Origin of the sequence: Kitasatospora sp. NPDC058406, assembly GCF_042722765.1 — a bacterium.
In the GTDB taxonomy this organism is placed as follows: Bacteria; Actinomycetota; Actinomycetes; order Streptomycetales; family Streptomycetaceae; genus Kitasatospora.
The window spans coordinates 1-14,034 of record NZ_JBHXKE010000088.1; the positions used below are offsets into that span (position 1 = coordinate 1).

10 protein-coding genes are annotated in these 14,034 nt (G+C 75.5%); 8 read left to right on the forward strand and 2 right to left on the reverse strand.

The genetic code is table 11. The annotated features are described in order from the left end of the window. Positions 1-216 precede the first annotated feature (216 nt). Positions 217-1,890, forward strand: coding sequence for a phospholipase (locus ACFWOG_RS18985; protein WP_380359742.1), 1,674 nt, complete (start codon positions 217-219; stop codon positions 1,888-1,890). A gap of 47 nt (positions 1,891-1,937) precedes the next feature. Here ACFWOG_RS18985 and ACFWOG_RS18990 read toward each other — a convergent pair whose 3' ends face one another. Together ACFWOG_RS18990 and ACFWOG_RS18995 are read right to left on the reverse strand one after the other, a co-directional pair. Beyond that, complete coding sequence (locus tag ACFWOG_RS18990; protein ID WP_329881041.1) at positions 1,938-2,198, reverse strand: hypothetical protein; 261 nt, start codon at positions 2,196-2,198, stop codon at positions 1,938-1,940. Positions 2,199-2,760: 562 nt separating this feature from the next. Next, entirely contained in the window at positions 2,761-3,747 is a 987-nt protein-coding gene (locus tag ACFWOG_RS18995; RefSeq protein WP_380359744.1) for an aminoglycoside phosphotransferase family protein, read from the reverse strand. Positions 3,748-4,153: 406 nt separating this feature from the next. Between ACFWOG_RS18995 and ACFWOG_RS19000 the strand changes: the two genes are divergently transcribed. The 7 genes from ACFWOG_RS19000 (at position 4,154) to ACFWOG_RS19030 (ending at position 14,002) form a co-directional block, all read left to right on the forward strand. After that, on the forward strand, positions 4,154-5,452 hold the full coding sequence (locus ACFWOG_RS19000) for an Hsp70 family protein (protein WP_380359745.1): 1,299 nt from the start codon (positions 4,154-4,156) through the stop codon (positions 5,450-5,452). A gap of 136 nt (positions 5,453-5,588) precedes the next feature. Further along, positions 5,589-6,485: a hypothetical protein gene (locus ACFWOG_RS19005; protein WP_380359747.1), complete on the forward strand. Its 897-nt coding sequence runs from the start codon at positions 5,589-5,591 to the stop codon at positions 6,483-6,485. A gap of 131 nt (positions 6,486-6,616) precedes the next feature. Next, the gene (locus ACFWOG_RS19010; RefSeq protein WP_380359749.1) at positions 6,617-7,675 is read left to right on the forward strand and encodes a hypothetical protein; all 1,059 of its coding nucleotides are present in this window, start codon (positions 6,617-6,619) and stop codon (positions 7,673-7,675) included. Between the two features lie 4 nt (positions 7,676-7,679). Continuing rightward, positions 7,680-9,416: a hypothetical protein gene (locus tag ACFWOG_RS19015; protein ID WP_380359751.1), complete on the forward strand. Its 1,737-nt coding sequence runs from the start codon at positions 7,680-7,682 to the stop codon at positions 9,414-9,416. Next, positions 9,413-11,542, forward strand: a complete 2,130-nt coding sequence (locus ACFWOG_RS19020) for a dynamin family protein (protein ID WP_380359753.1) — start codon at positions 9,413-9,415, stop codon at positions 11,540-11,542. Before ACFWOG_RS19015 ends, ACFWOG_RS19020 begins: the two co-directional genes overlap by 4 nt. 13 nt (positions 11,543-11,555) lie before the next feature. Continuing rightward, positions 11,556-12,491, forward strand: a complete 936-nt coding sequence (locus tag ACFWOG_RS19025) for a hypothetical protein (RefSeq protein WP_380359780.1) — start codon at positions 11,556-11,558, stop codon at positions 12,489-12,491. A gap of 47 nt (positions 12,492-12,538) precedes the next feature. Next, positions 12,539-14,002 carry a GTPase gene (locus ACFWOG_RS19030; protein WP_380359755.1) on the forward strand — a complete coding sequence of 488 codons (1,464 nt, stop codon included), beginning with the start codon at positions 12,539-12,541 and terminating at the stop codon, positions 14,000-14,002. Positions 14,003-14,034: the final 32 nt, after the last annotated feature.

Below are 14,034 nucleotides of genomic sequence, written 5' to 3' on the forward strand. Positions count from 1 at the left end.
GGGCCGGGCCTTCCGGCGTGTCCGAGGCCGGGCGCGCGGCCCGGCTTCGCCGCCCCGGCGCGCGGCGGCCATGTGGCGGGGGTCGGACGGCGGGTGCGAATCAAGCCCGGTGGCTCATTGTCATGCACAAATTGGACGGGATATTACTTCTCGGTAATCTCAGGTCGTCCCACGGGTGAACCATGAGCCACCCGTCACGCCCTGAAGGAACGTCACGTGCTCCGACCCTCCTCCCGCCGCCCCGGCCGCGTCCTGCGCGCCGCCCTCGCCGCCGCCGCGGCCACCGGCCTGCTGGCCGTCGTCCCGCCCACGTCCGCCCGTGCGGCCGCACCCGCCCCCACCGCCCGGGCCGACGGTGACACGGGCACCGCGCACCTCGACGCCGTGGAGCGCGTCCTGCGGGAGGTGTCGCCCGGGCTGGAGGGCACCGTCTGGCAGCGCACCGAGGGCAACAGCCTGGCCGGTGCCGGCACCGGTACGGGGGCGGAGCCGGCCGGCTGGCTGCTCCAGACGCCCGGCTGCTGGGGCGACGCCACCTGCGCCGACCGGCCCGGCACCCGCGCGCTGCTGGCGAAGATGACCGCCGACGTCGCCGCCGCGACCCGGACCGTGGACGTCTCCACCCTCGCGCCGTTCCCCGACGGCGGCTTCGAGGACGCCCTCGTCGCCGGACTCAAGGCCGCGGTGGCCGCCGGGCACCGCCCCGTCGTGCGCATCCTGGTCGGCGCCGCGCCGCTCTACAACGCCAACGTCCTGCCCTCCCGCTACCGCGACGAACTGGTTGCCGGGCTCGGCCCGGCGGCCGGCTCGGTCAGTCTGAACATCGCCTCGATGACCACCTCGCGCACCGCGTTCTCCTGGAACCACTCCAAGCTCCTGGTCGTCGACGGACGGACCGTCATCGCCGGCGGCATCAACGGCTGGAAGAACGACTACCTCGACACCGCCCACCCCGTCTCGGACGTCGACCTGGCGCTCAGCGGCCCCGCCGCCACCTCGGCCGCCCGCTACCTGGACACCCTGTGGGAGTGGACCTGCGGCCGGACCGGCCTCTTCGACAACTCCTGGTTCGCCTCCTCGGACGGCGGGGCCTGCCGCCCGTCGATCGAGCGCGACCTCAACCCGGCCGCCCCCGCCACCGGGACCGTCCCGGTGATCGCCGTCGGCGGGCTCGGCGTCGGCATCAAGGCCGCCGACCCGGCGTCCGGCTACCGGCCCGGCCCGGTGGTCGGGGCCGCCGACGCCAAGTGCAGCCCGCTCACCCTGCACGACAACACCAACGCCGACCGCGACTACGAGACGGTCAACCCCGAGGAGAACGCCCTGCGGGCCCTCGTCGGCAGTGCCCGGCGGCACATCGAGATCTCCCAGCAGGACATGAACGGCACCTGCCCGCCACTGCCCCGCTACGACACCCGCCTCTACGACCTGCTGGCCGCGAAGCTCGCCGCAGGGGTCAAGGTGCGGATCGTGGTCAGCGACCCGGCCAACCGCGGCGCCGTCGGCAGCGGCGGCTACTCGCAGATCAAGTCCCTGGCCGAGATCAGCGACGTGCTCCGGGCCCGCCTCGCCACCCTGACCGGCGACCGCACCAGGGCCACCGCCGCGCTCTGCGGCAACCTCCAGCTCGCCACCTTCCGGGCCGCCCCCACCGCCACCTGGGCCGACGGACACCCGTACGCGCTGCACCACAAGCTGGTCGCGGTCGACGACTCGGCCTTCTACATCGGATCGAAGAACCTCTACCCGGCCTGGCTCCAGGACTTCGGCTACGTCGTCGAGGACCGCACCGCCGCCGCGCAGCTCGACCGCGACCTGCTCGCCCCCGAGTGGCGCCACTCCCAGGCCGCCGCGACCGTCGACTGGGCCACCGGCCTCTGCCGCGCCTGACGCCGGCGGCCCGGGCCGGTCCGTCCGGCCGGTCCTTCGGGCCGGATCTAGGAGCCGGGCCGGCCGTCGTGGCCCGCGGCGGCGTCGCGGGCGGCCCGTTCGCGGGCGCGACAGGGGAGGTGGCGGCTGAGCGCGTCACTGCAGTTGGCGGCGGCCATGCGGCGCAGCAGCTCGGCGGTGCGGGCCGTGAGCGGGCGGGCCCAGGCCCGCAGGGCGGCGTCGGCGCGCGCGTCGAGGCGCTCGACGGCCGAGCGGATCCGGGCGAGGAGACGGACGGTTGTGCGGAGCGGGTGGTTGAGGCGGTTCACGCGAATGCAACCTGACCTTCACCTGTGCGGTTCCGCCCGTCGGTCGCCCGGCCGATGGCAGGGGCCGCGTCGCGCGCCCCTCGGCCCGCGCTCGCGCCGACCGACGGCGCGGGTCGGCAGGAGAGCCGGGAGGAGCGTCGGGAGGAGGGCCGGGAGAAGGTCCGCAGGCGGTGCGGCTACCGTTCGGCCGGGCGCGGGACGTTCGGCCGGCGGCGCCAGCCGGGAGGCAGCGAGCCAGGCGGCACCGAGCAGTGCGGTCGCGGCGAGCGGCACCAGGACCTCGGGACGTGACGACGGACGCCACGGTACGAACAGCACGGCCGCCAGGGCCGAGGACCCGGCGAGCACGGCGGCGTAGCCCGGACCGGACGTCCGGGCGGTGGCCCGCCGGCCGATCCGGTCGGGCGGCGGCCGGTGTTCCACCGGCGGCCGGTCCGGCTCGTTCAAGGCACCCCCCGCGCCCGTCGGTCCCGCGGGGCCAGGCCAGGCGTCGACCGGGGGTGGCGGCAGGTGCTGTCCGGGCTCTGAACCGCCGTCTCCGTGCGGAGGGACGCAGGCCGGTTCACGGTTCCACGCCCTGACCGAGGCGGTGCCGGATCAGTGTGGTGGCGACGGCGACCTGGGACGGCTCCAGGGCGGTCCGGCCGTCCTCGATGTCCCAGAGGGCGTTCTGCAGCACGCGGCCGAGCGTCCAGCCGGCGGCCCGCGAACGGTCCAGGCCGAGCGTGCCGGTCAGCAGGTCGAACCGCCGGAGAACGGTCCGTTCGGTGGCGGAACCCCGGTGCGCGGCGTCCCACCGTTGGTCGATGGCCGGGAGCAGGTCGAATCCCGGGTCGCCCGAGAGGGGTTCGGGATCGATGGCGAGCCACGGGTGGCGCTCGCCGGCGAGCACGTTGCCGTCGTGGAGGTCCCAGTGCAGCAGCCGATCACCGGGTTCGTCGAGCAGTGCGGCCACCGTCGAGGCGCAGGTGCGGAGGAGGCGTCGCTCGTCGGGGTCCCGGAGGGAAGGGACGGCCCGGGGTGCCTCGTCGACCATGGCGGCGGCGAGGTCCCCGAGGCGGCGGAGCCCGGCCGGGGCGGGGACGGCCGTCAGCCGGGCCATCAGGCCGGCGAGGACCGACAGCGCGGTGTCGTCGTCGGCCACCACGCCGAGCGGCCGGGCCGCGTCGAGTCGTTCGAGCAGTTGGGTGCCGGTGGCGGGGTCGTCGTCGAGCAGCAGGACGGCGCCCTCGCCCCGCCAGGCGCGCAGCCCGGCGGCGACGCCGGCCGTCTCCTCGCGCACCTGTTGCAGCCGCAGGACCGCGGGGGAGCCGTCGGCCCGCAGGACGGGAAGGACCAGCGAGGCCATGCCGTGGGCGGGCGGGCCGTCCGGTCGCAGGGTCCATCGGTCCAGGAACTCGGCTGCGAGGGAGGGGAGTTCCCCGATCCAGGCGCGCTCGGCGACCCCGTGTGCGCCGTAGGCGGCGGCGAACTCCTCGGGGACACGAACGGGGGCGAGGGCGCGAACGGGGACGGGGGCTGTATCGGGGGCGGCGTCGCGGCTGCTCAAGGGGGCCTTCCTCGTCGGGGCCGGGCAGGTTGTGCCCGGCGGGTCGTGCCGGTTCGGTCGCTGCACGGGGTTCCGCCGCGCAGTGGTTCCGACTCTCGCACGTCGGCCGGGAGGGTCGGCCGCCGGGTGTTCCGTCCCCATTCGGTCACCTGACGGAGTTTCGGCCTCCGGGTGCGCGGAGACTGGGGGCCGGCGCCCCGGTCCCGGGGGCCGAGGTGCCGTGCCCGTGCCGTGCCGCCGATGCCTCGGCGCCGAAGCGGCAATGTGCATGCCATTGTTACAAAATGTCCCGACCCGCTTCAGAGTCGCCCGTGGGGGCCTAACATCCTGCGCGGGACACCTGGGGCTGCTGCCCCGGCTGTGCTCCGCCGCGCACTCTCGTGCCGCAACTGCCTTGTGAGGAAACGTGTCTGACTGGTCGTTGGCCATAGATTTCGGTACCTGCTTCACCACCGCGGCGGTTCGCGTGGCGCAGGCCGGTCCGGTGGTGGCGGTCGAGATCGAGAACAGCCGCTACCTTCCCTCGCTGGTCTGCCTGGACGACGCCGGGGCGCTGCTCACCGGCCGCGCCGCCGTCCAACTCGCCGCCCAGCGGCCGGAACGGGCGGAGCTCGGCCCCAAGAGGGCGCTGCTCCGCCAGCGGGCCGTCCTGCTGGACGGCCGCGAGGTGGCCACGGTCGACCTCGTCGCCGCCGTACTGGCCCGCGCGGCGGCGGAGGCCCGTGCGCAGAACGGGGGCGGCGCCCCGGCGCGCACCGTGCTCACCCACCCTGCGGACTGGTCGCCGGCCGATCTGGGCCGGCTCGTCGAGGCGGCCGTCCGGGCCGGTATCGACGACCCGGAGCTGCTGGCCGAGCCGGTGGCGGCGGCCCGTTTCCACGCCGCCGCGGCGGCCCTCGGGGCGGACGCCGGTGAGGCCGGGCACGCCGACGGCTCCGCGCCGTACGAGGACCGCCCGATCGCCGTCTACGACCTCGGCGGCGGGACGGTGGACATCGCCGTACTCCGCCGGGAGGGGGGCGGGTTCAGGGCCGTCGCGGTCGCCGGCAACCCGGACTTCGGCGGCCGGGACCTCGACCAGGCCCTCTTCGAACTGCTCCGCGACCGCGCGTTGGACGTGGACCCGGCCCCCTGGTACCGGCTCTGGCCCGATCCGGCGTCCGCTGCCGCCCCCGCTTCCGATTCCGCCGACGCTTCCGACGCGTCCGACGCTGCCACCGCCCACCAGCGTTTCCAGCTCGCAAGGGAGTTGACCCTCGCCAAGGAGTCCCTGTCGAGCACCGGGACGGTCTACCTCGCGGTGCCCGGCTACCGCGACCCGTTCGTCGTCCAGGGCGGCGAGTACCGGGCGGCCGTCACCCCGGCGCTCACCGCCTCCGTCGAACTGCTGGAACGGGCGCTGGCCCGGGCCGGAGTGTCCCCGGAGGACCTCGCCGCCGTCGTCCTGTGCGGCGCGGCCGGCCGGACTCCGGTGGTCGCCGACCTGATCGCCGCCCGTCTGGGCCGGCTTCCCGAACTGGCCGCCGATCCCAAGGCCGTGGTCGCGCTCGGTGCGCTCACCGACCCGCCGGCTTCGCCCGGACCGGCGGACGGCGCCGGCGGTGCCCACGACGGCGCAGACGCCGGCCAGAGTGCCAAGCGCTGGGCCGTCACCCACTATCCGGACGAGGACGACCCCCGTCTGGACGGGCGCCGGCCCCTCTGACCCCTGATCCGAACCGACCCGCCCCGGAACGAACCGCCGGGCCGGGACCGGACACCGCACCCCCAACTCCGTGTCCCGCCCGTCGGGAGCACTCCGACCGGACCCGCCCGCCTCCCGAGGAGCCGCGAGGAATCGCATGGACATCGTGATGCTCGGCCACCATGCGGCCGGGAAGACCAGCTACCTCTCCCTGATGTACGCGGCCATGTGCGACGGCGTCGAGGGCATGACGCTGAGCACCGCCGACACGACCGCCCACCGCGTGCTGACGTCCGGCGCACGGGACATCCTGAGCGGCCGCTACCCCCGGCCCAGCGACCGGCCCCGCGCCTACGACTTCGTCCTGCGCCACGACGGGGCCGACGTCTTCCCGTTCCGCTGGAAGGACCACCGCGGGGGAGCGCTCACGGAGCACCGCAGCGACAGCCGGCAGGCGGCCGACCTGCACGACGACCTGGTCGCCGCCGACGGCATCGTGCTCTTCGTCGACGCCCTCCGGCTGGACACCGACCCGGAGGCGGCCGAAGCCGTCCGGCGGCTGACGGTCCGGGTCCACCAGGCCCTCGCCGACCGGGAGGAGACGCTGACACCGCTGGTGATCGCCCTCACCAAGGCCGATCTGGTCGACCTCGGGGCCGACGACGCGGAGGACCGGTTCGTCGGACCGTTCCGGCCGCTGATCGAGGCGGTCGCCGAAACCCGCCACATCCAGGGGGCGTTCATCCCGCTGGTCTGCGGACCGGAGCCGGAGAACGTGGCGCTGCCGGTGCTCTGGACGCTCCGCTTCGGCATCATCGGGCGGGCGATGCGACTGTCCGCCTCGATCGACAGCCTGATGGCCTCCGCCCAACTGGCCGATCAGCGCGACACGTTGTGGGACCGGGTCAGCAGCTGGTGGGACGACGTGCCGTCCTGGGCGGCCCTCCGGGACCGTGACCGGGCCCTCGCCGCCTCCGAACTCTCCCTCCTGCAACCACTGGTGGAGCCGGCCGACCGATTGGGTGAGCTGTTGGAGGACATCCTCTCGTTCTGAGCCGCGGTCCGCCCCCGCCACCGTGGGACCCCGCCCCGACTCCCGATCCGATCCCTCCCAGGCACCACCGGCAGCGCCACCACCATCGGAAGCACCGTGACCCTCGACCTCGCGAACAGAGGACCGCGTCCATGGACGTTCCCAGCATTTCCGTGACCATGATCGGAGCCGCCGGCTCCGGCAAGACGGCCTACCTGCACGGCATGTACAACCGGTTGTCGTCCGGTCTGAAGGGCTACTACCTCTACACCACCGACCCCGACCGGGACCTCGACCTCGCCGAGCACTGGGCCAGGCTCCGCCGCACCGGCGAGATGCCGAAGCCCACCCCGGACGACGTGCCCGTCACCTACGAGTTCGTGTTCCGCCGTGGCATGCGCGACCTCATGCAGGTCGACTTCGTGGATTTCCGCGGCGACTCCTTGGCCGCCCCCCGCGGCTCGGCGCCGGACGTCTCGCGGCTTGCGGAGCGGCTGGAGGCCACCGACACCATCATTCTCGCGCTGGCCTCCGAGCACGTGGCCGAGTGGGTCAAGGCCGGGGCCCCGGGCAGCCTCGAACGGGCCGGAGACCTGATGGAGATCCCCCGGTGCAGCATCGCGATCTCCAGGGTCTTCAGCAACCGCTTCCGCGCCCGCCAGCCTCCCCCCGGTGTGGTCGTGCTGCTCACCAAGGTCGACCTGTTGGCCGCGCGCACGGGGATGAGCGCCGCCGAGGCGCTCCAGGTGGTGGCGAGGAACCTCGGGAACCTCGTCCCCGCCCTCGCCGGGGAGGAGGCCGAGGGCGTCACGGTGGCGCTCTGCCCGATCCAGCTGGGCGCCTTCGGCGAGGGCGATAGGACCATCGTCGACGCGACCCGGATCAGCCCCAAGAACCTCCACCTGCCGATCGTCTTCAGCCTTCGCCACTACCTCAGCGAGGGCATCGCCCGGAACGAGCACGAGATGGCGAGGCTCTCCGCCGGCCTCGACTCCTCCCGCGGCGAACTCGCCGCACTCAGCCAGGGGCTGTTCGGCGGCATCTTCAGGGGAGACCGGAAGAGTTCCGCCCGGCAGCAGATCGAGCGGCTCGTGGCCGACAGCCGGGCGACCTCGGCCGACCTCCAACGGGCCCAGGACCGGTGCGCCGAGCTGGACCAGGAACTGCGAGGGATCGCCATCTACCGCGACGGCCGATTGCTGACGGACTGACACCATGACGAATCCTCCGTACGGGCCGTTGCCCGACCACACCTCCGACGCCACACCGGCGGCCGACCCCCGGCCCGCCGGAGCCGATGTGTCCGCCACTCCGCCCGGCGGCTGGTCCGCCGTCGTCTACGGCCGCACCCTGCGGATCGACCAGTGGTGGCGGGCCCTGCCCGCCGGCGTCGACCGGCAGGGCCCGCTCGCTGAGGCCGTCCGCACCGCGGTGGCGGGCGGGGACCGCCTGGAGGACGGGCCGCGCTTCGTGCTCCACCGCGACGAGCACGGCGTGCTGCTCGGCGCGGCCTGCGAGTTCGGACTGATCAGCGACACCATGGTCCGGGACAAGTTCGACCGTTTGCTCTACGGCTTCGTCGGCTGGTACAGCGCGGCGCCGGTGCCCGGGCGACTCCCCGAGCTCGCCGAACTGGAGGACCACCTGGTCCCCTGGGGCGGCCGGGTGTACCGCGACTGGACGGCGCCGACCTGGGAGGCGGCCGACCGGCGGGAGGCCGAGCCGCGGGCGACCGTGCCGGTGGCCGCCCCGTGGCCCGACGGGGCCCCCGGGACGGTCGGCGAGCTGCCGCCGACGGGCCGATGGCTCCCCGCCCGCGCGGACGGGGCCCACCTGCTGCCCGAGTCGGAGGCGGGGGCGCTCTGGTCGGCGGCGGCGTCCGTGCCCGATCCGTGCCTCCTGGTCACCGGCTGGCGCCGCCGCACCGACGCCGACCTCGCTCGGCTCACCCATCTGACCAGCCGGGACGGCCGGGCCTACGAGCTGCTGTTCCGCCCGCCGCCGGCGCCGCCGACGGCCACGCGGTTCACGCCGAACCAGGCCGCGGGGGATCCCGCCGGTCCGGCGGCGTCCGGCTCCGGCCGGTCGAAGCGCGGTCCGTCGAAGCCGGGTCGGTCGAAGGCGGGAACCTTCGGGCCCGGGGCGCCGCACCCGTCGGGCCCGGGAGCCGTGGATCCGGCGTCCGGCGGTTACGACGGATACGACGGGGGGCGGCGCGGGGCCGTCCACGGGGCGGGAGGCGCCGGACACGACGGCCCGCGCCCGGGAAAGGGCCCGGACCCGGCGGAACCGCCCGGGCAGTCGGTCCTCGGCCAGCTCCTGGGCCAGGCCGGTCGGTTCCTGACCGAGGTCGGCCGCAAGGTGGACTCCGCGCTGGCCCCGCGGAGGAGGAACGGTGGGCGCCCGGCCGACCCGTACCCGGACACGGCACCCCGTGACCCGTACGCCGAGGTGCCGCAGCACGGCGCGCCGCACGGTGCCCCGGAGGGGGAGGCCCACGACGACGGGAGGCCGTACACCGGGAGGGCGAGCGGGGACGACTACGTCTCTCCCGGCCCCAGCGTCGAGCGCCCCCTGTTCGGGCAGACCCGCTCCGTCACGCCCCAGGATGCCGACTACTCCGGCAGGTTCGGCGGATTCGACGACCCGGAGCCGCCCGTCACGCCGTCGGGTCCGGCTCCCGGGCCGGACGCCTCCGGTGCCCCGTCGTCCGTCCCGTCGTCCGGCTCGGTGCCCGCTCCGCCGACCGTCCCGCCGTCCGTTGCGTTGCCCGACCCACCGGCCGACCCGCCGCCTGCCCCGCCCCGCCCACCGGCCGACCCGCCGCCTGCCCCGCCCCGCCGACCGGCCGACCCGCCGCCCGGCGGTTCCGCAGGGCCCGCCGGGCGGCGCGCGAACCCGCCGGCCGACCCCGGCGACCGGACCGACTCCACCACGGGAGAACCCTCATGACCACGCCCCGGGCCGAAAGCCCCTCCCGCGCCCGCGTGCTGGACTTCGCCGGCCGCACCGCGGACCTCCTCGAACGCGCCTCCAGGGCGGCCGCCGCCGAGCCTGCGGAACCCACCGACGACGCCGGAGCGGGCGGTGCCGGTTCGACCGCCGAGCACGCCGCCCGACGGGTCCGGCAGGAGGCCGCCCGGGCCGCCGACGGCGCCGCCTCGCTGGTCGTGGTCGGGGAGAAGAAGCGCGGAAAGAGCTCCACGATCAACAGCCTGGTCGGCGTCTGGGACCTCCTCCCGGTCGACGCCGACGTCGCCACCGGTGTGCACGTCGTCGTCCGCCACGGCGAGCGCCCGCGCGCCGAGGCGTTCCTGCTGCCCGCGGCGGGGTCCACCACCGGGGCCGGGGCCGGGCCCTCCGACGGCACCGACCCGCTCGGGAACCCGGCCCCGGCGGGGGAGCCGGACGGGCGGCCGAGCCCCGAGCCGATCCCGCTGGAGCGGATCGCCGAGTACGCCGCGGTGGACCCGCTCACGGGCCGGCCGCACCGCCTCGACGTCCACCACGTGGAGGTGGAGCTGCCTGTCCCGATGCTCGCCGCCGGCCTCGAACTGGTCGACACTCCCGGTGTCGGCGGGCTGGTCAGCGGTCACGCCGAACTCGCCCTCGCCGCCCTTGAGTGGGCCGACGCATTGGTCTTCGTGGTCGACGGATCCGGCGAACTCACGAGCTCCGAGCTGGAGTTCCTGGCCCGCGCGACGGAGCGCACCGTCGAGACGGTGTTCGTCCTCACCAAGACCGACAGCCACGACGCGTGGCAGGCCGTCCTCGCCCGCAACCACGAGCTGATCGCCCGGTACGCACCCCGGCACTCCGGGGCCTCCTGGTTCCCGGTCAGCAACCGGGCCCGCCGGGACGCCGCCGAGGCCGCCGACTCGGGCTCGCTCCAGGAGGCCGCCGAACTGCTCTCGGAGAGCGGCTTCGAGCCGTTGGAGGAGCTGCTGCGCCGTCGGGTCGCCGCCCGGGCCGCCGAACTGCGGCTCGCCAACCTGGTCCACGTCGCCCTCACCGCGATCGCCGGTCCGCTGGCCGAGCAGGAACAGCGCCTCCGCTCGCTCCAGCAGGACCCGACGCTGGCCGCCGAGGTGCAGGGTGCGGAGGAGGCGCTGCGGCTGCTCCAGCCGGAGAGCGCCCAGTGGCGGCGGGTCCTGTCGACCGGTGCCCGCGATCTCAAGAACGCCCTCCAGCTCGGCTTCCGGCGGAGCGTCAACGACGTCCGGCAGTACGCCGAGGGGCAGATCGCGACCTCCGAACCGGGGACGCTCGCCCAGGAGTTCCCGGCCGACCTGGAGGCCCAGGTGGAGGCGGTCTGGCTGCAGCTCGACAATGCCGCCCGGAGGGGCCTGGCGGTGCTGGAGGAGAAGGTCCGGCAGGAGTGCGCGGCCGTCCTGGACGCCGCCGCAGGTTCCGGTCCGGAGGGGGAGGCCCCCGGCGCCGAGCTCGTGCCCGTGGACGGCTCCGCGGTCGTCCTCCGGTCCGAACGAGCCGGCCTGCTACCGGAGATGGTGCACTCCAAGCACCGCGAGGGCGGTCCGCTCGGGGTGATCGAGAGCGTCGCGCCCTCGCTCGGCACCGCCGCCACCTTCGGCACCGTGCTCAGTCTGCTGACCGGCGGCATCCTCGTCCCGGCCGTCGCCAGCTACGCGATGCTGGCCGTGCTCACCCGTCGGCGCCGCCAGCGCACCGAACTCGGCCGGGTGCGCGGCGACGCCACCCGCCACCTCAACCGGGTGCTCACCGAGCTGAGCACCGAGATCCCCGCGCAGATCACCAGCCACGTCGACGAACTCACCGACCGGCTCGGTGTCGTCCTCGACCGGGCCATCGCGGACGAGCGGGTCCGGCTGGAGAGGCAGCTCGCCGACCACCGCCGCAACCTGGCCGCCTCCGCGGCCGACCTCGCCGCCGCCCGGGACCGCACCCGGCGGCGGATCGCCTCGCTCGTCGTCCTGCGGGACGAGGGCGCCGCCCTGGCCCGGTCGCTGGGCACTCCCGGCGACCCCGGCGCGTCCGGTGCCGACGGCGCGTCTGGTGCCGACGGTGCGTCCGGCTCCCCGGGCCCGGGACGGAGCTGATTTCGTGGACCTGATGAACCTGCGGCTGGTCGCCCTCGGCCACAGCAACGCGGGCAAGACCACCTACCTCTCCTCCATGTACGCCCAACTCGCCACCGGGTACAAAGGGTTCACCCTGCGCGACGTCAGCGAGGAGGACGGGCACGATCTGCTCCGGGCGGGCCGGGCGGTGCGCCGCGGCGTCTACCCGCCGATCTCCTCCCGCCGCACGGACCACCGATTCCTGCTCACCCACGGCCGCCGTGACGTTGCGGCCTTCGACTGGACCGACTACCGCGGCGGTTCGCTCACCAGCACCGCCGCGGACGATCCCGAGACCACCGGACTGCTGGCCCGGCTCACCCGGGCCGACGGGCTGATCGTCTTCGCCGACGCCCAGCGCCTCGCGGCCGACGTCGGCAGCCACGAGGAGCTCCGTCGCACCGTCGTCCTGCTCCAGCGGGCGGTGCAGCCGCAGTCGGCGCCGCTCCCGATCGTGCTCGCCTTCACCAAGGCCGACCTGGTCACCGACCCTGCCGCGTGGGCCCTGGCCAGGGAGGCGACGGCCCCGCTGGCGGACCTGATCGCCGGTGAGGAACGGATCCTCGACCTGTCGGTGGCGGTCTCCTGCGGGTCCAGGCCGGCCGGAGTCCTCGTCCCGGTGCTCTGGTGCCTCTCGGGCCTGCTCACCCACCGGGTGCAGGCGGTGGAGTCCGAACTCGCCGACTCCCGGCGTCTGATCAAGGAGACCCGCACGGACGCGCACGCGGTGAACAGCATGGTGTCCTGGCTCAAGGGCGTCGAGAGCGCCACGGCCAAGCTCAAGCGGTACGAGGAGTGCGCGCGGATCGAGAAGGAGGAGCTCGGACGGCTCCGCCGGCCCGCCCAACGGCTGGCCAGGGTGCTGGCCCGCGTGCAGCGAGGGACCGTACCGCCGGTCGGCGACCTCCTCCCGGCGGAGGCGCGGTGACCGGAGTCCCCCCGCCCGGGCCCGCGTCGACGGGCGGGCCGAGGTCCGTGGAACTCGCCTCCCTGGTAGGCGAGTTCTGCGCCGACCTGGCGGCCGGGCTGCCGCCGGGTCCGGCCGTCGGGGCGGTGCGCGCCGTGCGGCAGCGCCTCGACGAGCGGACCCTGCGGATCGCCGTCGGCGGCCGGATGAACGCGGGCAAGTCCACCCTGGTGAACGCCCTGCTCGGGCGCCGGCTCGCCGCCTCGGCTGCGACCGAGTGCACCACCGTGGTGGCCTGGTTCCGGCCCGGCCCGCTCAACCGCGTCCAGGTCCGGCGGCTCGACGGGACCTCCCACTGGCTGGCCGGCGGCCTGCCGCGCGATCCCCGCGGCCTCGGGACGCCGACCGGGGAGATCGCCGAGGTGGTGGTCGAGGCCGCCGGACTCCGGCCGGCCGGGGACTGCGTGCTGGTCGACACCCCCGGTCTCGACTCGCTCAGCGGTCTCGACGCGCCCGCGCTGGCCGCGCTCGCCCGCGCCGACGCCGTGATCTACGTCATGCCGCACCCGGGCGCCGGGGACGCGGAGGCGCTCGGCGCCCTGCGCGCGCAGGCCGACAGCCGGATGACCGCGCTCAACGCGGTGGGCGTGCTCAGCCGGATCGACCTGCTCGGCGACGGCCACGGCGACCCCTGGCCCCGGGCCCGGCAGGTCGCCGACCGCAACGCCGAACGGCTCGCCGGGCTGGTGGACTCCGTGCTCCCGGTGGTCGGCCTGCTCGCGCAGACCGCCCTCGGCGACGACTTCACCGAGTCGGACGCCGCCCTGGTCCGCCGGCTCGCCGAGACCCCCGCGGCCGAACTCCGCCGGGCCCTGTACACCGGCAGCCGCTTCCTGGGCTGGGACGACGCCCCGCTCACCCGGCCCGATCGCGAACGGCTCCACGGCCTGCTCGGCGTCTACGGCATCGACGTCGCGCTCCGGACCGCCGACCGGGCCAGGGCGACGGGCGGTCACGTCGGCGCCGCCGTCCTGCTGGAGGAGTTCCGGAGGACCTCCGGCATCGGTGCCGTCGTCGACCACCTGCGACGGCAGTTCGTCGACGCCGCCGACGTCCTGCGCGCCGCCGCCGCCCTCGGCGCGGTCGAGGCCGCGCTCGGTGCGGGCGACGGCCTGCCCGCCGACCTGGTCCGCCGGGCGCGCACCAGGATCGGCGAGCTCCGGCAGCATCCGGTGCTGCGCCGACACGAGTTGGCCCGGGCGCTGGCCGCCGTCGCCTCCCGGCGGCTCGAACTCGCCCCGGACGCCGTCGACGCGCTGATCGCCCTGGCCACCGGGCGCACCCCGGCCGCCCAGCTCGGGCTGGAGGCCGGGGCCGGGCCGGAGGACCTGCGCCGGGCGGCGGCGCGGGCGGCCGGGTACTGGCGCCGGCTGGAGGACGGCCCGCTGCGCGACGCCGGCCGGTACGCGCGGATCGCGCGCGAGCTGTGCGAGGCGATCTACTTCGCCGCACCGCCCGGGCCGCCCGCCTGACGTCCGGCCGGGTCCGACGTCCGGCCGGGTCC